Below are 17,271 nucleotides of genomic sequence, written 5' to 3' on the forward strand. Positions count from 1 at the left end.
GCGGCCTCTCGGCCTTGGCCGCAATGCTGCTGCAGCCCTTTGTCGCCTCTGTCGTCCCGCTCGGCGGGGCGCAAGTCGCGGCGTGGCACTGGCTGCTGCCGCTCGCCTGGGGCCTGACGCTGGTTCCCCGGCTCGCAGCCCTCGGCGATGCCGCACGCGCGCAGCCCGCGCTGCTTCCAAACGACCGCCTTGAAGACATGATCGACGCCGTTGTCCTGCATGTCGCCCGGCATGGCGAGGTCCTGGATGCCTCGGCCAAGGCGCGCACCATCCTGAAGCTGCCGCCGGAACTGCTTTTCGGCGCCGGGCTGTTCGACCGCATCCACCTGTCCGATCGCGTCGCTTATCTCAGCGCGCTTGCCGACATGCGCGATGGCGCCCTGGCGCGCCGGCTCGATTTTCGGGTAAGGCTGCCGCAGGACGGCAGCGCCTCGACGGCCGACAATTACCGGCCATTTCAGCTCGAACTGATGCGTGCCGAAGAGCAGCAGGAGACCTTCACTCTGCTGCTGCGCGAGAACGACGAGACTGCCGAATTGCGCGACGAGCTTGCTGCCGCCAATGAGGCCGCAGCGTCGGCCGAGGTGGCGAAGGGCCGCTTCCTGGCGGTCGTCAGCCATGAGCTTCGGACGCCGCTCAACGCCATCATCGGTTTTTCCGACATGCTGCTGCATGAGATGTTCGGCGGCTTCAAGGACCCGCGCCAGAAGGAGTATGTCGGCCTGGTGAAGGAGTCGGGCCAGCATCTGCTTGCCGTCGTCACCTCCATCCTTGATGTCTCGAGGATCGAGGCCGGCGCCTACGCGACCGAGCCCGAACCGTTCCGATTCATCGAAGCGGTCGAGATGTGCCAGTCGATGATGCAGCTGCAGGCGAATGCCAAGAACATCGGTCTCCAGGCGCAGATTGCGCCGGACGCCGGGGAGATCAATGCCGACCGTCGTGCCGTGCAGCAGATCCTGATCAACCTCGTCTCCAATGCGGTCAAGTTCACGCCCGATAGCGGCAATGTCGTCGTCGGCGCCAAGCGGATCGGCTCGCGGCTGCATTTCTGGGTCAGGGACACCGGCATCGGCATCGCCGAGGAAGATTTTGTCAATCTCGGCAAGCCGTTCATGCAGATCCAGAACGACTATACGCGCCGCTTCGAGGGCACCGGGCTCGGCCTGTCGCTGGTCAAGGGCCTGGTGGCGCTGCACGACGGCACGATGTCGATCGAAAGCATGCCGGGCGAGGGGACGACGGTCACGATCAGCCTGCCGGTGAACGGGCCGAAGAGGAGCGCGACCGAGAGGAACGGCGTGCTGCCGATGCCCGCGACCAGGACGAAAGGCGACGCGAAAGGGGACAGGAATGGCTCGCTCCGCAAAACAGCCTAAGGCGGTCAAGCGCCGCAGCGGCGCGTTCGAGGCCGGCGCGATTGCGCTGGGCGGCGCGATCTCGCGCAATCCGGTCCTGGTCGGCGGCTCGACCGCCTTCCTGGTGACGCTGTTCTACGTTTCCGCCAACGCGCTGTGGTACCAGCCGTTTCCGCATGCCGGCGCCTTCTTCGCCACCCGCAGCATCGAGGGTTTTCCGCACCCCGGCGCGGACGAACCCGAAACCACCATCAACATCCTGCGGCCCGGCCCGGCTCCGGTCAAAAGCGATCCGACCGTCGAGCAGGTCCAGGGCATCCTGAAGGATCTCGATTTCTACACGGGAACGGTCGACGGCATTTCCGGGCCGAATACCCAAAAGGCGATCCAGGCATACCAGCAGAAAGTTGGCCTGCCGGCCTCCGGTGAGATCGACGCCGTCCTGCTCGACCAGCTCGGCGCCAAGCAGACAACAGCTGGCATCCCGCATCCTGTGCCGAGGCCCGTGGATATGGCCGCCGCTCGAGTTGCCGCGCCCGAGGCCGCGCCTGCGCCCATCCCGGTTTCCGCGCCGGTATCCGCCCAGGCGCCCGATGCCCGCATCGTCAAGATCCAGGCCGGCCTGAAGGCATTCGGCAATGACGACATGCAGCTCGACGGCGTCGTCGGCGCCCGCACCAAGGCGGCGATCAAGGAATTCCAGTCGCTGTTCGGCCTGCCGGAAACGGGCGAGCCCGACGAGGTCGTCTACGTCAAGATGCGCGAGATCGGCCTGACCAATTGAGTGGTCAAGACGACCGCTCGCGGATAGACGAAAATCCGGCTAAGACGCCGCGCATGTCCTCCGGAGCCTAGTCATGCGCGTAACCACCGAGTTTTGGGTGTCGGCCCTGCTGCGCCGTGTTTTCGGCGCCGGCGGCTTTGCGGCCGTCGTCAAGCGCGGCGCGACCGAGGCCGGCGCTGTCTTCGTGCTCTCCCGCGGCAGGCTGGGCGACGTCTCCCTGTTCGGCCCGGCGCCCCAGACGAGCTACGATTCGGACAAACCGGATGATCGCTTTTTCACGCTGCTCGGCGCCGGCGACGATGCCGCCGCGCTTGACGCCAGGCTTGAGCGGGAGAAAAAATTCGATCCCGACATCTGGGTGGTCGAGATCGAGGCCGCAACGGTTTCCGTCGAGGAGCTTCTCTCCGTCAAGACGCCTTGAGGCTGGCCCCTAGGCTGGCTTTGTCGACGTCCGGCGCTTGGTCGCCATTCGCGGCGACAGGGGTGTTGCCGCGCACCGCTCGCGACAATGTTTCGGCCTTCCAGCCGCGCACCTTGTCGAGCGCCGCCTCGTGGTGCAGCAGCCGGTATCGGTCGAGGAAGATGCGGATCGCCTGCGGGTGCGGAAACTCCCGGGGGTAAACCGCGACCACGATCAGGAATGCCCTGTCCTCGCTGAGGTCGAGCGCCCGCAGCGCGGCGAGCAGCGAGACATAGCTCGAATGCTCGGTCAGCGACCGCGCCGTGGAGAAGTCGATGTCGAGCGCGTCGGCAAGCGCGGTCTGGAAGAAGGCGGCTTTGCCGGTCAGCGCCGTCTCGCGCAGCTTGCTGTAAGTTGCTGAGCCGACGAAGGGATTGACCGATGTCGCCTCGCCCTCGGCGAGCATCATCGAGCGCAGGCGGCGCCTGGCGGTTTCGGCGGCGCTGCCGGGCAGTTTTGGTGCGCTGGGAGCGGCGGCAGTGGCTTCGGCACCGTTGCCCGCCACGTCGGCGATCGGCTCGGGCTGCCGCACGCGCACCAGGGTCGGCTTTTCCAGCGCCTTGATCAACTGCGCGATGGTCGGGTTCAAATCCTTGCGGCGGGCAATGGCGCGCGCATGCGGCAGGCCGTGGCGGCCGATCAACGCGATCAGGTCGATGTCGCCCAGCGCCCGCGAACGGACCAGCAAGGGCGCGCAGACATCGACCGGCTCCTCGCAAAGCCGCCGCACCAGGGCGGCCGGCGCATATTCGCATTCGGACAGGGCGGCGGCGACATAGCGGCGCGATTCGACCGGCACGCTGTCGAACAGCGGCAGCGTCAGATCCTCGAGCTGGGCGATCTCGCGGCGCGACGGGCGGGTCAGCGAGCAGAACGCCGACACGGCGGCGCGAAACAGCCTTTCGGCTTTTCCCGATTCCGTCCGTATGGCGATTTGCCTGAAATCCGAAGCTGACACGGAAGATACGCCCGATACTCGACACAACCCGGACCATGCTCAACCGCAACTGTGTCGGTTTCGCGCAAGGCCTGGAACAAACATCAAATTAGCCGCGATCCGTTAGCGCTCCGTTAACCCTCTGCCGGCCTTAATCACATTTGGAGGCGTTGCGTTGTGCTCCGGGGCAACCGAGAGGAATACGCGAACCATGGGCATGGTACTGTCTTTCGTGCCGCGATCGGCACCAGTCAATCGAGCAGTTCAGGACACCGGTACGCCGGCGGCGGTGATCATTTTTCCCGGCGTCCGCTACGAGCATCCGCCATTGGCGGGCCAGGCGCGACCGGCGGACCAGCCGGGCACACCACGGACGCCTGTTCCGCACCACTGAATTTGCTGGTCGTCGGGGTGAGGTCAGTAGTCCTGCAGTTCGCAGGAGCTCTGGTCCAGGAACTGCGACACAACCGGCTTCCAGCTGTCGTCAGGCACGAAGGCGCGGATGACGAAGATGCCTTCCTCGATCGGGGCCTCGACGAAGATCGCCCCTTGCAGGTCTTCGGGAAGCTCCCTGCGCACGTCGATCATCTGTGCCGGCGTCAGCACCACGGTGTCCAGCTTGCTGCCGGTCGCCGTGCGGTCGTTGAATGAATAGAAATTGTGGCCGTTGCGGTCATAGACCGACACCGACCAGAACGGCACGCTGCCCGGCGCCTTGATCCGCACCATGCCTTCGGCAAGGTCGAAGCGGCAGGCGGCGGCGTAAAACAGCGGATCCACCGACTTCACCACCGGCGCGCCGCCCGCCTCGGCGTCCAGCCTGGTCATCTTGTAGAGGTCGGACGCCATCGCCAGCCGTGACCAGGCATCGCGCTCGGTAAATTCCGGCACCAGCAAAAGCACCACGATGTGGACGATGCCGGCGCCGAGCAGGCCGAGCAGGATGGCGTGCAGCAACCTACGCATTGCAGCCAGCCTTGACGATCCGGGGCAGCGACACGTCGGAAAGGCCGGTGCTTGAGGCAATCGGCGTGTCGTAGAAGGTGAGCACGAAATACATCCGGCCAAAACCTTCGGTCAGAAGCCAGTTGCCGGGGGCCGGACGGTTGCCGACGGCGATGATCACCGAATTGTCGGGCTGACGCAGCACCTGGTAGGATTGCAGCGCCGCCAGCCTCGGCTTGCCGGTGTCGACCACGCCGAGCGATTGATCCGCGGCATAGAGCGTCCAGAACCGGGCGGTCGGGAAACTGCCTTCGATCCTGTAGTCGCATTGCCGCTGAAGCTCATCGCCGGCCGCATCGCGTTCGGCGATGAAGGACAAGCCTTCCGCCTTGCCGAGCGCCAGCACGCCCTCGCGCGCCACGCGCGCCTTCGAATAGGGGTCGGCATCTTGCGTGCCGATCTCGGGGAAGGCGGTCCATTGGCCGATGCTGATCGCGCCGACGCCGCTCTGCGCCTGCAGCGCATACCAGACGCTGCCGCCGCCGAGGCCGATGGCTATGGCAAGCGAAAGCAGCGTGAAAAAGGCGGTCTTGAGCATGAAGAACCGGGACGAGAGAATTATCGTTGGGGATATAGCGGGGCAGGCCACAGAGCAAGCAGCGCTGTGGATCAAAGCGCCGACAGGGTCTCCGGTGTCTGCGGCGAGCCGAGCACGGGCGCTGTCTGGAACACCTTGGTCATCTCGCGCAGCGTCTGTGTCGTGCGGCTGGACAACACCGCCGGGCGCTCGGCCGCGGCATCGGCGGCTGCCTGATCGGCGCTTTTCTTCTCCGCTTCCTCGGCCTTGGCCGCGATCTCTTCGTCGACGAAGGGCTTGTCTAGGCCGGGGATCGGCTTCAGGTCGATATTCTGGTGCGCGTAGACCATCAGCCGCTGCCACACCATCGCCGGCAGCGTGCCGCCGGTCATGTTGCGGGTCGGGGTGAAGTCGTCATTGCCGAGCCAGACGGCAGCCGTGTAATTGCCGGTGAAGCCGACGAACCAGGCGTCGCGGTAGGATTGCGTCGTCCCCGTCTTGCCGGCGACGACGATGTTGGGCAGCTGCGCGCGCCGCGCGGTGCCGATCGCCGGCACCGCAGCCAGCATGGTGTTCATGTATTTCAGAGCCTGTTCCGACAGAACCCGATGCGGCGCCGGCGCATCCTTGGCAAAGTCGTAGACGACATCGCCGGTGCGGGTGACGAGCTGGGTGATGCCGTGCCGCGAGCCGGCGAAGCCGTTCTGCGCGAACACGCTGTAGCCCGTCGCTTGGTCCATGACCGTCATGCCCGATGTGCCGAGCACCATGGTCTTGTGCGACTCCAGCGGCGATTCCACGCCGAATGATTCGGCCATCGCCTTGATCGGGCCGATGCCGAGATAGTCCTTGGCCAGCCGTACCGGCACGGTGTTGATCGATTTGGCGATCGCCGTGATCAGCGTCACATTGCCGGCCGAGCCGCCATTGTAATTGTGCGGTGACCAGCCGCCCCAGCTGATCGGCCCGCCTGAGACGACGGAGTCCGGGGTGAACCCGTGCTCCATGGCGGTGGCGTAGACGTAAGGTTTGAACGAGGAGCCGGTCTGGCGCAGCGCCTTGGTGGCGCGGTTGAACTGGCTTGCGCCATAGTCGCGGCCGCCGACAATGGCGCGCACCGCGCCATTGGTCTCGATCACCACAACGGCGCCCTCGGTGACGTTGTACTCCTTGCCGAACTGGCGGAGATGGAATTCGACGGATTCCTCCGCCGCTTTCTGGATGTTGGCGTCGAAAGTGGTGTGGGCGACCAGCGAATGCTGGCCGGGCTTGGCGATTTTCTTGACCTCATCGAAGGCCCAGTCGAGGTAATAGTCCGGGCTCTTCTGCTCGCCGCGGTCGACGATCTCGGCTGGATGCAGCCTTGCCTGCAGCACCTGGCCTTCGGTCATGAAACCGGAATCGACGAGGTTCGACAGCACCACATTGGCGCGAGCACGGGCGGCGGGCAGGTTGATGTGCGGGGCGTATTTGGTCGGCGCCTTGAACAGGCCGGCCAGCATCGCCGCCTCGGCGAGGTTCAGATCCTTGACGCTCTTGCCGAAATAGAAATCCGCCGCCGCCTCGATGCCGAACGTGCCGCCGCCCATATAGGCGCGGTCGAGATAAAGCTGCAGGATCTCCTTCTTCGACAGATTGGCCTCCAGCCACAGCGACAGGAAGGCTTCCTTGATCTTGCGCTGGAAGGTCCGCTCATTCGACAGGAACAGGTTCTTGGCCAGCTGCTGGGTGATGCTGGAGCCGCCCTGGACGACGGAATTGGCCCGCACATTCTCGAAGATGGCGCGCGACAGGCCGAGCACGTCGATGCCGTAGTGCTCGAAGAAGCGCCGGTCCTCGGTCGCCAGCACTGCTTTGATGACATGGTCCGGCATCTCGTCGACAGGCACGGAATCGCGCTGGATGATGCCGCGCTGGCCAATCTCGTTGCCGTAGCGGTCGAGGAAGGTGACGGCGAAATCGCCCTGACTGCGCCAGTCGCCGGTGGTGATCTGGAAGGCCGGCATCGCGAGTGCGAGCAGCACGACGACGCCGCCGGCGCCCATCGTAAAACCTTCGCTCAGCACCTCGATGATGCCGCGTCGCCAGCCGGTGACTCGGAAGCGCCGCGAAAAAATGGTCGCCGATTCCCAGAACTGGCCGGCCTTGAAGCCGATTTCGTAGAGCGAGGAATCGATCCACGCGTCCACCGCCAGCAGTGCGGCGGCGATCGGACCTCTTCGTCTTGGACGTCGTTCTAAAGGACTGGCCATTCCCGAAACTCACCCAACCCACCTGAGAACCGCAAGCGGGCAATTTCAGGGCGGGCATACCCGGCGAAGACTATTCTTCCATTTCAGCCCGGCTCACAAGGGCAGCGAGGCCACACCGCACGGTTTGTTGAGCGCCGCCCGGATCGTGACGCTGGAGGTCGACGCCGTCGATGCCGACGCCATGGCTTCGAGCCAGTCTGGCACAAGGGCCGGCGCGTCGGCTTCGTCGCCTCAGCCGGCTATGGCTACACAATAGGCAAAAGCGTCGCGCTGACGTTGCTGGGCGACGAATTCGCCGGGGAGGGGACCGCGCTTTGGGTGCACATTGTCGGCGTCGAGCGGCCGGCGCGAATTATTCCGGCCTCGCCATACGACCCCGAGGGCAGGCGATGCGGCAATGAGGAGTTTTGGCCATGGTCGATGACATTATAAGGGAGACCAGGCGCGAGCGCCGGCGCGGGCACACCGGTGAGGCCGGCAGCGGGTCAAGCCGCCACCCGAACTATCGCTCGCTCAAGAACCCGTTCCTGCCGCAGCCGGTGTTTTCGGACGACCGGGTCGCGGCCATCCACGACACGGCGTTGCGCGTGCTGGAAGAGCTCGGCATCAAGGTGCTGCTGCCGGAGGCACGGGCGATCTACGCCAAAGCCGGTGCGCTGGTCGACGAGGACAGCCGGATGGTGCGCATCGGCCGCGATATCGTCACCGCCGCACTGGCCTCGGCGCCGAAATCCATCCGGGCGCTGGCGGGCAACCGTAGCCGCGATCTCATGCTGGAGCTCGGCTCGATGACGTTCCTCGCCGGAGCCGGGGCGCCCAACGTCACCGATCTCGAACGCGGACGGCGTCCGGGCACGCTCGCCGCTTTCGAAGAACTGACCAAGCTTGTTCAGAATTTCGACGTGCTGCATATGCTCGGCCCCTGGATCGAGCCTCAGGATGTCGACAACCGTTTGCGCCACTATGCCGTCAACCGTGCGCAGCTGACCCTGTCGGACAAGTTTCCCTTCGTCTTCGCCCGTGGCACGCCGCAGGTCGAGGACGGGTTCGAGATGATCCGGTTGGCGCGCGGCCTCTCGCAGGACGAGTTCCTGGCCGGCGTCCATTGCTATACCGTCATTAACACCAATTCGCCGCGCCAGCTCGATATCCCGATGGCGCAAGGCATCATCGACTTCGCCAAGGCCGGCCAGGTGTCCATCATCACGCCCTTCTGCCTGGCCGGCGCCATGGCGCCGATCACCGTCGCCGGCGCATTGACGCTGCAGCATGCCGAGGCGCTGGCTGGTCTCGCGCTGGCGCAGATGGTGCGGCCGGGCGCACCGGTGGTTTACGGATCCTTCTCCTCCAATGTGGACATGAAGTCCGGCGCACCGGCCTTCGGCACGCCCGAGCACGTCAAGGCGACGCTGGGCGCCGGTCAGTTGGCCCGCTTCACCGGCCTGCCTTGGCGGTCCGGCGGCGGCAGTGCGGCCAACATTTCCGATGTGCAGGCGGCGCACGAGACGCAGTTCGCGCTGTGGGGCTCGGTGCTTGCCGGCGCCACGGTCTGCATCCATGCCGCGGGCTGGCTGGAGGGTGGCCTCAGCGTCTCCTACGAGAAGCTGATCACCGATATCGAGGCATTGCAGACGGTTGCCGAACTCTGTGCTACGACCCCCGGCGACAAGGATTCGATCGGCTTCGAGGCGATCGCCGAAGTCCAGCCGGGCGGGCATTTCTTCTCCGCCGGCCACACCATGACGCGCTACCGCACCGCCTTCTACGAGCCGCTGGTCGCCGACTGGTCGAATTTCGGCAGCTGGACGCAGTCCGGTTCGAAGTCGGCCACCGAGCGCGCCACCGGCATCTGGAAGCGGACGCTGGCCGACTTCCAGCCGCCGGCGTCGGCCGTTGCCACATCCGATGTGCTCGACGAGTTCATTGCCCGCCGCACCGAAGAGGGCGGAGCGTTGCCGATGTCGTGAGGTTGGCAGCCGTCACATCGGCCGCTTGTCGCCGGTCTTCGGCGGCTCGCGGCGAATCGGCCCGGCATCGGCCTGCCTGTGCTTGTCGGCGGCAATCCGGCGGATGCGATCGAAGCGGCTCTCCTCCGCCGGCTTGGTCGCGGATACAGCGTTTGGCTTCGGGGCAAATGTGATCATCTGTCGATCTCCCTGTCGTTGCTGACTGGTCTTGACTGACTGACGGAAATTCCTGGCTCGCCGGGGAAATGTCCCCGGCAGCCTGTTCTGATTTATGCCCGCCCAGATTCCCAGGCGGGCAATTTTCGGGCGATGGTCAGTAGCCGCCCATGCCGCCACCGCCGCCCGCAGGCGCCGCATCCTTGGCCGGAACGTCGGTGATCATCGCTTCGGCGGTGATCAGAAGCGCTGCAATCGAGCCGGCATCCTGCAACGCGGTGCGCACCACTTTCGCCGGGTCGACGATGCCGGCCTTGATCATGTCGACATAGACCTCGTTCTGGGCATCAAAGCCCTGATTCTGGTCCTTGCTGTCGGACAGCCTGCCGACGACGATCGAGCCTTCGACGCCGGAATTCTCGGCGATCTGGCGGATCGGCGCTTCCAGCGCCCTGAGCACGATCGAAATGCCGGCGGTCACATCGTCATTGGCGCCGGTCAGGCCGGCCAGAGCCGATCTTGCGCGCAGAAGCGCCACGCCACCGCCGGGCACGATGCCTTCTTCCACCGCCGCGCGCGTCGCATTCAGCGCGTCGTCGATGCGGTCCTTCTTTTCCTTCACTTCAGACTCGGTGACGCCGCCGACGCGGATCACGGCGACGCCGCCGGCGAGCTTGGCCAGCCGCTCCTGCAGCTTCTCCTTGTCGTAGTCGGACGTGGTCTCCTCGATCTGGCCCTTGATCTGCGCGATGCGCGCCTGGATGGTCGCCTTGGTGCCGGCGCCGTCGATGATCGTGGTGGTGTCCTTCTCGATCAGTACGCGCTTGGCGCGGCCAAGCATCTCGATGGTGACGTTTTCGAGCTTGATGCCGAGATCCTCGGAAATCATCTGGCCCGATGTCAGCACGGCGATGTCTTCCAGCATCGCCTTGCGGCGATCGCCGAAGCCCGGCGCCTTGACGGCCGCGACCTTGAGGCCGCCGCGCAGCTTGTTGACGACCAGCGTCGCCAGTGCTTCGCCTTCGACGTCTTCCGAGATGATCAGCAACGGCCTGCCGCTCTGCACCACTGCTTCGAGGATCGGCAGCATCGCCTGCAGATTGCCGAGCTTCTTCTCGTGGATGAGCACGTAAGGCTCTTCCAGTTCGACGCGCATCTTGTCGGCATTGGTGACGAAATAGGGTGAGAGATAGCCGCGGTCGAACTGCATGCCTTCGACGACGTCGAGTTCGGTCTCGGCGGTCTTGGCCTCCTCGACGGTGATGACGCCGTCATTGCCGACCTTGTCCATCGCCTTGGCGATCATGGCGCCGACGCTGGCATCGCCATTGGCGGCGATGGTGCCGACCTGCGCGATCTCGGCCGACGACTTGACCTTCTTGGCCTTCGCCTTGATGTCCTTGACCACGGCGGCGACAGCCTGGTCGATGCCACGCTTGAGGTCCATCGGGTTCATGCCCGCGGCAACCAGCTTGGCGCCTTCGCGCAGGATCGATGCGGCCAGCACCGTGGCGGTGGTGGTGCCGTCACCGGCGAGGTCGTTGGTCTTCGAAGCCACTTCGCGCACCATCTGCGCGCCCATGTTCTCGAACTTGTCGGCAAGCTCGATTTCCTTGGCCACCGTCACACCGTCCTTGGTGATGCGCGGCGCGCCATAGGCCTTGTCGATGATGACGTTGCGGCCCTTGGGGCCGAGCGTGACCTTCACCGCATTGGTGAGGATCTCGACGCCGCGCAGCATGCGGTCGCGCGCGTCGGTGGCGAATTTGATTTCCTTGGCAGACATTTTTTTCAATCCCGTTGGTGTGGTGAAGCAAGCGGCTCGCCGGAGCCTGGCAAAGCCAGGCCGGTCAGGCAGCCTTCTTGGCTTTGACGCTCTTCTCGGTGACGACCGTCCCGCTCTTGCCGGTAGCGGCCGTCTCGCTCTTGTCGATGACGCCCATAATGTCGGCTTCCTTCATGATCAGCAGGTCCTCGCCGTCGATCTTGACCTCGGTGCCCGACCATTTGCCGAACAGGATGAAGTCGCCGGCCTTGACGTCGAGCGGAACAAGCGCGCCGTTTTCGTCGCGTGCGCCCGGCCCAACGGCGATGACTTCGCCTTCCTGCGGCTTTTCCTTGGCATTGTCGGGAATGATGATGCCGCCCTTGGATTTGACATCGCCTTCGGCGCGCCGGATGACGACGCGGTCGTGGAGTGGCCGAAACTTCATGAGAACTTCTTTCTGGGGCCGGCATAGGCGACCGCGCCGTTCTTATAGGCGTGTTGGCACTCGATAGATAGGAGTGCCAAAAATTATTCGTGGCCAAAATTAAATATTAAAAAGTATTATGATGTCTGCAGGGTTCAAAACGTCGCGAGGCGCCTAGATATTTCAAAAAATTGAATTTCGAGGCAAAAGTGACTATTTATATCGTAAGTTCGATTTCACAATTTCAGGCACGAAGGAGATTTAGGCGATGGCCGAAGGCAATCAGAGCATCATGGAAAAAGCTGAAGCCCGCTTCATGGACAAGCAGAAGAAGACGGCCGAGCGCAACAAGGCAACCTCCGACTACATGTCCGAAGCGAGGGCCAGGGAGATCAAGACGGCAAGGCTCAGGGAATTGCGCCTGGCCAAGGAAGAGGCCGACCGCGTCGCGGAAGCCTTGAACCCGACACCGAAGAAGAAGCGGGCGACAGTCAAGAAAGCCGCCGCCGCGCCGAAGGGGGGCACGTCATGAGCCTGACATTCCCCAATCCAAGTCGCTTCTATGACGAGGCCGGCAAGCGCATCCGCTTTGTCGGCCACGACGGCATGTTCCAGATTTCCTTCTCTGTCGCAGCCGATGCCCTCTCGAAGGCGCCATCAGGGACGGCGACCGCGGAAGCCACCTATCTGGCGGCTTTCGACACCGCGTCCAGCTCCATCCATGACATTGCCAGCAAGGCCTACGCCCGCACCCGCAAGAGCATATATGTGCTCACAGCCGCGGATTTCGGTTAGCGCGCGTTCGTCTCGCAATCAGAGCGGCTGAGATCAGCGTGCGTCAGGACTTGCGGTCGGCTTTTGCCCGCCGCTTGACGTCCCGGCTGTTCAGGCGGTCGGCCATCGCTTCCGCATCGCGCAAATTCATGGCCACCATTACCTGTTGCTTAAGCTCGACAGGCTGGCCGGTGAAGATGTCGAAGATAGTCCAGCTCTCGGGCTCGTCCATGCGCAACGCGTAGCGGTTTGCCATATCGGCATCAGGCCCTTGACATGAAAAATGCCGCCGCCAGGATCAGGATTGTCCAGGCCACCACCGACAGCTTCAAGGCCAGGCCGCCATGCATTGAAAGTATCTCGCGCATGCGCAGGGCCACGGTCCTCTTCGACAGGGCGGGTGCTGCCGCAATCGCGACCGGGGGCTTGACGCCAAGCTTTCCAAAAGCCGGCAGCAGCGGTGGCGTTCGCATGAAATGACCTCGAATTGCCGGACAAAACAGGGCTCCTCATAACACCCTTCTTGAAACTCCCCGCATGCCAAATAGAACCCGGTCCGTGAAAGGGCCATGCCGCCCGATTCGCCGCCTTCCATCAGGCGGATCGTCATCTGGCGAAATCCGTGCAACGCGGTTAGGTTGCGCGCGAAACTGAGGTTGTTCAAAGCGTGACAGGCGAACGGAGACGACGATGACGGCGCCCGGCGATTTGCTGCAAGCCTTGTTCATGAGATTGAAGAGCGATGCCTCGCTGACGGCGCTGCTCGGCGGCGCCGGGTTGCGCGAGCAGGCGGCCGACAGTGCCGCCTTCCCTTATGTGACCTATGGCAGGACCAGCGCATTCGATCTGGACACCGGCGCCGACAATGATGACGACCAGCTCATCACGCTGCATGTCTGGTCGAAGGCGCAAGGCGAGGCCGAGACGCGTCTGATTATGGACAGCATCCGGGCGCGCCTTGACGGCGCCGCTTTCGCCACCGGCTCGCGCGACCAGACCCGCCTGTCCTTGGAGTTCGCCGAGGCCCGCTACGACGAGGACCTGGCGCTCTACCACGGGGTGCTGCGGATACGCGCCCTCACCGAGCAAAGTGATTGAAGCAACCTAGATTTGCGCCTGGATCTCGGCCTTGTCGATGACTGACCACACCTCGCGGATGCGACCCTCTCCGAATTCGTAGAAAACATTCTCAGCGAACGACACGCGCTTGCCGTTCACCGGCAGGCCGAACAGCACGCCCTTGGGATGACAGTCGAAATGCAGGCGCGCCGCCACGCGCGGCGGCTGGCAGACCAGCAGTTCGATGTTGAAGCGGAGGTCGGGAATCGCCTCGAAATCGCCTTCGAGCATACGGCGATAACCCGACAGGCCGAGCATTTCGCCATTGTGCTGCACCTCGTCGCCGACAAAGTCTCCAAGTTTCCGCCCAGTCCTGGGCATTCAGGCAAGCGATATAGCCCCGGTAAAGGTCGGCAAGGTCTTTATCCGTCATGGCGCACTCCGATGATTTGGCGTTTCCCGCGCTATTTAGGGCGGCCCTTCAGAATGGTCTCGCCTTGACCTGTTCCCAATCTGGCTGCGAATTGAGAACCTGCGCGCAAACACCATAGCCGCGCAGCCGGTTTTCCGGTTATGAATCCATTGCCCGGTCTGAGGGACTGGGCGGTAGGATCGCATTCATTCGTTGCGCGCGCAGGGGGTATTGCGGGGATGGATTTTCACCCGTTTACCGTTCATTTCACGTTCAGCACAGTTGCGTTACAACGCCGACCATGAAAACGCTTCGCTCTCATGTCAGAACCGCGATACTGGCGCTCACAGCGGCCGGCCTGTTGGCGTCGCAAGCGACGCCGGCAGCCGCGGCGGATTGCTACGCGATCGGCCAGCAGGTTGCCGAGCAGAATGGCGGCACGCTGGCCAAGGCTTCGCAGACGACGCGTGGCGGCCAGGAGGTCTGCGTCATCGTCGTGCTTGTGCCGGGCAAGGACGGCCAGCGTCCGCGCCGCTCCGAGATCGTCGTCCCGGCGAACTGATCCAATCTTCCCCCTTGCAGGGTCGTTTCCCAGACCACCGGAATCGGCCTATAGCTGACCCATCAACAGGCCTGACCGATCATGCGCGTACTCGTCGTCGAAGATGACAAGGATCTCAACCGGCAACTGGCCGACGCGCTGGTCGATGCCGGCTATGTCGTCGACCGCTCCTATGACGGCGAGGAGGGGCATTTCCTCGGCGACACCGAGCCCTACGATGCCGTCGTGCTCGACATAGGCCTGCCGCAGATGGACGGCATCAGCGTCGTCGAGCGCTGGCGCCGCAACGGCCGCAAGATGCCGGTGCTGATCCTGACAGCGCGCGACCGCTGGAGCGACAAGGTGTCGGGCATCGATGCCGGCGCCGACGACTATGTCACCAAGCCGTTCCACATCGAGGAGGTACTGGCCAGGGTGAGGGCGCTGATCCGCCGCGCCGCCGGCCATGCCTCGTCCGAGCTCACTTGCGGGCCGCTGCGCCTCGACACCAAGGCCTCCAAGGCCGATGTCAACGGCGTGCCGCTGAAGCTGACCTCGCATGAGTTCCGCCTGCTGGCGTATCTGATGCACCATATGGGCGAGGTGGTGTCGCGCACCGAGCTGGTCGAGCATCTCTACGACCAGGATTTCGACCGCGATTCCAACACCATCGAGGTCTTTGTCGGCCGGCTGCGCAAGAAGATGGGCATCGACATGATCGAAACCGTGCGCGGCATGGGCTATCGCATGCGTGAGCCGGAGGCGTAAGGCGGAACCGCTCCCCATACCAGCAAGGAAGCCTTTTTCGGCGCGGCTCTGGCCTCGCTCGCTGGCCTTCCGCGTCATCGGCTTTTCCACGATCTGGGCGATCCTCACCCTGATCGTCATCTTCACTCTGATCACCACGCTCTACCGCCAGGCCAGCGAGCGCGGCTTCGACAGCCTGCTGTCGGCGCATCTGTTCAATTTGATCGGCTCCGTCGGCGTTTCCGAAACCGGCCAGCTCACCGGCGCTCCCGACCTTGGCGACCTGCGCTTCTCGGAGCCGAATTCGGGCTGGTACTGGTCGGTGGAGCCGGCTTCCGAAGGCGTGCACGGCAACCTTCATTCGTCCTCGATGACCACGACGATCCCGTCGCCGACCGTTGCCGAGGTGCCTTTCAATTCCAGTTTCCAGCGCAGCTATTCCACCGACGGCATCGGTGACGAGGAACTGCAAGTGTTCGAAAGCGAATTCGTCCTCGATGCCAAGAACCGCGCCGCGCGCTTCCGCGTGATGGGCAACAAGACCGAGCTCGAGCACGAGATCGCCACCTTCCAGGGCCGCCTGTTGACCTATCTCAGCCTGTTCGGCGTCGGCATGATCGCCATCAATGCGATCGCTATCCTGCTCGGCCTCCAGCCCTTGCGCCGGGTTCGCAACGCGCTTGCCCAGGTGCGCGAAGGCACGGCGCAGCGGCTCGATGGCCGGTTTCCCGCCGAGATCGAGCCGCTCGCCAACGAAACCAATGCGCTGATCGAAAACAACAAGCGCATCGTCGAGCGCTCGCGTACGCAGGTCGGCAACCTTGCCCATTCGCTGAAGACGCCGCTCGCCGTGCTGATCAATGAGGGCCGGGCTCTAGGCGGCGCCAAGGGCCAGCTCATCGCCGACCAGGCGGCGTCGATGCAGAAACAGGTCGACCACTACCTGCAGCGGGCACGGGTCGCGGCGCAGCGCGACAGCGTCGTCTACCGCACGCCGGTGACGCCGCTGGTGCAGCGCATGGTGCGCGTGCTGCAAAAACTCAAGCCTGATGTCAGCCTGTCGCTTACGCTGCCGGCGGCCGACATCGTCTTTGCTGGCGAGCGCGAGGATTTGGAGGAACTGCTCGGCAACCTTCTCGACAATGCGATGAAATGGGCGAAGAGCACTGTTGCCGTATCCGTCACGCCGGCCGCAGCCGGCCTGTTCGAGCTATCGATCGAGGATGACGGTCCCGGCATCCCCGAGGACAAGGCCCGCGATGTCTTGAAACGCGGCCGGCGCCTCGACGAGACAAAGCCGGGAACCGGGCTCGGACTTGCCATCGTTGCCGACCTCGTCAACGAGTATGGCGGGGCGCTGGCGCTGGAACGCTCCACGATGGGCGGGCTGAAGGCGGTTGTGCGCTTGCGGAGCTTGCAATGATGTACTGCCCAGGGCCAATCGACACGGCCGAATGCCTGTGTTATGGCGGCCCCTCGATTGCACAAAAGCCGTTAAAAACGGCCAAATTTCCGACAAATGTCAATAGTATGACGTCCTGACGCCCCCGATGACGCGGCCCCCAGCGCATCCCGTTCAAGAAAACCGGTTGTTGGCATGAAGATTCGCGTTGCGCTCGTTTCCGCACTGCTCGCTCTTTCCGGCTGCGGAACGCTGGGCAAGGGCAGTGGCCCGGATATCTCCATCACCAATCCGCCCGCGTCACCTCCCTCGGGTGCCAAGGTCGCGACGACGATCATCTCGGCCATGGCTGGCGGGCTCGTCGGCGGGTCGATCGGCAGCGGCCTGACCAGCACCGAGAAGCGCAAGGCGCTCGAGGCGGAGTACAAGGCGCTCGAATATACCGCGAGCGGCCAGAAGGTGACCTGGAAGGGCGACAGTTCGGCCCATTCCGGCGAAGTCGTCGCGGCCCAGCCCTACCGCGTCGGCTCGCAGGATTGCCGCCAGTACACCCATACAGTGTTTACCGGCACGGGCGGCCAGACCGCGCGGGGCACCGCATGCCGCAACGCCGACGGCAGCTGGACGCCGCTGACCTGAACATTGGGCCGGGGTCGGAATCCCGTCAAAGCGTCGCAGCGACCTCATGTTGTGAGAGCAGGGCTCTCG

21 protein-coding genes and 1 pseudogene are annotated in these 17,271 nt (G+C 64.1%); 12 read left to right on the forward strand and 10 right to left on the reverse strand.

Annotation, left to right across the window (positions count from 1 at the left end; translation table 11 throughout):
* The 3 genes from X726_RS153800 to X726_RS153790 all read left to right on the forward strand — a co-directional run.
* A partial coding sequence (locus X726_RS153800; RefSeq protein ID WP_023670158.1) for a HAMP domain-containing sensor histidine kinase occupies positions 1–1,379 on the forward strand: 1,379 nt, incomplete at its 5' end.
* Complete coding sequence (locus X726_RS153795; RefSeq protein ID WP_023670159.1) at positions 1,354–2,142, forward strand: peptidoglycan-binding protein; 789 nt, start codon at positions 1,354–1,356, stop codon at positions 2,140–2,142. The genes X726_RS153800 and X726_RS153795, both read left to right, overlap by 26 nt.
* A 73-nt stretch (positions 2,143–2,215) precedes the next feature.
* Positions 2,216–2,563 (forward strand): DUF1491 family protein, encoded by a 348-nt coding sequence (locus tag X726_RS153790; protein ID WP_023670160.1) that lies wholly within the window; start codon positions 2,216–2,218, stop codon positions 2,561–2,563.
* Here the strand turns inward: X726_RS153790 and X726_RS153785 are convergent.
* From X726_RS153785 to X726_RS153770, 4 genes are all read right to left on the reverse strand, one after another.
* Entirely contained in the window at positions 2,550–3,560 is a 1,011-nt protein-coding gene (locus X726_RS153785) for a DUF2336 domain-containing protein (protein WP_023670161.1), read from the reverse strand. The genes X726_RS153790 and X726_RS153785 overlap by 14 nt on opposite strands.
* Before the next feature lie 396 nt (positions 3,561–3,956).
* A complete protein-coding gene (locus X726_RS153780) occupies positions 3,957–4,505 on the reverse strand; it encodes a DUF1254 domain-containing protein (protein ID WP_023670162.1) in 549 nt (182 codons plus the stop codon).
* On the reverse strand, positions 4,498–5,082 hold the full coding sequence (locus X726_RS153775) for a DUF1214 domain-containing protein (RefSeq protein WP_023670163.1): 585 nt from the start codon (positions 5,080–5,082) through the stop codon (positions 4,498–4,500). Before X726_RS153775 ends, X726_RS153780 begins: the two co-directional genes overlap by 8 nt.
* Positions 5,083–5,153: 71 nt before the next feature.
* Positions 5,154–7,313 (reverse strand): penicillin-binding protein 1A, encoded by a 2,160-nt coding sequence (locus X726_RS153770; protein WP_023670164.1) that lies wholly within the window; start codon positions 7,311–7,313, stop codon positions 5,154–5,156.
* Between the two features lie 72 nt (positions 7,314–7,385).
* Between X726_RS153770 and X726_RS1000000168955 the strand changes: the two genes are divergently transcribed.
* Complete coding sequence (locus tag X726_RS1000000168955; protein ID WP_245272115.1) at positions 7,386–7,745, forward strand: glycine cleavage T C-terminal barrel domain-containing protein; 360 nt, start codon at positions 7,386–7,388, stop codon at positions 7,743–7,745.
* The gene (locus X726_RS153765; RefSeq protein WP_023670165.1) at positions 7,727–9,280 is read left to right on the forward strand and encodes a trimethylamine methyltransferase family protein; all 1,554 of its coding nucleotides are present in this window, start codon (positions 7,727–7,729) and stop codon (positions 9,278–9,280) included. The genes X726_RS1000000168955 and X726_RS153765 overlap by 19 nt, the downstream gene beginning before the upstream one ends.
* Positions 9,281–9,292: 12 nt before the next feature.
* Here the strand turns inward: X726_RS153765 and X726_RS1000000171110 are convergent, their stop codons facing one another.
* From X726_RS1000000171110 to X726_RS153755, 3 genes are all read right to left on the reverse strand, one after another.
* Entirely contained in the window at positions 9,293–9,457 is a 165-nt protein-coding gene (locus X726_RS1000000171110) for a hypothetical protein (RefSeq protein WP_023670166.1), read from the reverse strand.
* 136 nt (positions 9,458–9,593) lie between these two features.
* Positions 9,594–11,222, reverse strand: a complete 1,629-nt coding sequence (gene groL, locus X726_RS153760; RefSeq protein ID WP_023670167.1) for a chaperonin GroEL — start codon at positions 11,220–11,222, stop codon at positions 9,594–9,596.
* 64 nt (positions 11,223–11,286) lie between these two features.
* Entirely contained in the window at positions 11,287–11,649 is a 363-nt protein-coding gene (locus X726_RS153755; protein WP_023670168.1) for a co-chaperone GroES, read from the reverse strand.
* 247 nt (positions 11,650–11,896) lie between these two features.
* On the opposite strand from X726_RS153755, the gene X726_RS153750 reads away from it, so the two are divergent.
* Together X726_RS153750 and X726_RS153745 are read left to right on the forward strand one after the other, a co-directional pair.
* On the forward strand, positions 11,897–12,160 hold the full coding sequence (locus X726_RS153750) for a hypothetical protein (protein ID WP_023670169.1): 264 nt from the start codon (positions 11,897–11,899) through the stop codon (positions 12,158–12,160).
* Positions 12,157–12,423, forward strand: a complete 267-nt coding sequence (locus X726_RS153745) for a DUF1488 domain-containing protein (protein WP_023670170.1) — start codon at positions 12,157–12,159, stop codon at positions 12,421–12,423. Before X726_RS153750 ends, X726_RS153745 begins: the two co-directional genes overlap by 4 nt.
* Positions 12,424–12,466: 43 nt before the next feature.
* Here the strand turns inward: X726_RS153745 and X726_RS153740 are convergent, their stop codons facing one another.
* Together X726_RS153740 and X726_RS153735 are read right to left on the reverse strand one after the other, a co-directional pair.
* Entirely contained in the window at positions 12,467–12,658 is a 192-nt protein-coding gene (locus X726_RS153740; protein ID WP_023670171.1) for a hypothetical protein, read from the reverse strand.
* Positions 12,659–12,665: 7 nt separating this feature from the next.
* Positions 12,666–12,875, reverse strand: coding sequence for a hypothetical protein (locus tag X726_RS153735; protein ID WP_023670172.1), 210 nt, complete (start codon positions 12,873–12,875; stop codon positions 12,666–12,668).
* A 217-nt stretch (positions 12,876–13,092) separates the two neighbouring features.
* On the opposite strand from X726_RS153735, the gene X726_RS153730 reads away from it, so the two are divergent.
* Positions 13,093–13,500, forward strand: a complete 408-nt coding sequence (locus X726_RS153730) for a DUF3168 domain-containing protein (RefSeq protein WP_023670173.1) — start codon at positions 13,093–13,095, stop codon at positions 13,498–13,500.
* 6 nt (positions 13,501–13,506) lie between these two features.
* Here X726_RS153730 and X726_RS01000000166950 read toward each other — a convergent pair.
* A pseudogene (locus X726_RS01000000166950) lies at positions 13,507–13,894 on the reverse strand (ester cyclase).
* Between the two features lie 280 nt (positions 13,895–14,174).
* Between X726_RS01000000166950 and X726_RS153725 the strand changes: the two are divergent.
* The 4 genes from X726_RS153725 to X726_RS153710 all read left to right on the forward strand — a co-directional run bounded on the left by X726_RS153725 (position 14,175) and on the right by X726_RS153710 (position 17,202).
* Complete coding sequence (locus X726_RS153725; RefSeq protein WP_023670174.1) at positions 14,175–14,435, forward strand: hypothetical protein; 261 nt, start codon at positions 14,175–14,177, stop codon at positions 14,433–14,435.
* Between the two features lie 81 nt (positions 14,436–14,516).
* Positions 14,517–15,182, forward strand: a complete 666-nt coding sequence (locus tag X726_RS153720) for a response regulator transcription factor (protein ID WP_023670175.1) — start codon at positions 14,517–14,519, stop codon at positions 15,180–15,182.
* Positions 15,166–16,584: an ATP-binding protein gene (locus tag X726_RS153715; RefSeq protein ID WP_023670176.1), complete on the forward strand. Its 1,419-nt coding sequence runs from the start codon at positions 15,166–15,168 to the stop codon at positions 16,582–16,584. Before X726_RS153720 ends, X726_RS153715 begins: the two co-directional genes overlap by 17 nt.
* 174 nt (positions 16,585–16,758) lie before the next feature.
* Entirely contained in the window at positions 16,759–17,202 is a 444-nt protein-coding gene (locus tag X726_RS153710; protein WP_023670177.1) for a hypothetical protein, read from the forward strand.
* Positions 17,203–17,271: the final 69 nt, after the last annotated feature.

Source organism: Mesorhizobium sp. LSJC285A00 (genome assembly GCF_000503155.1).
In the GTDB taxonomy this organism is placed as follows: domain Bacteria; phylum Pseudomonadota; class Alphaproteobacteria; order Rhizobiales; family Rhizobiaceae; genus Mesorhizobium.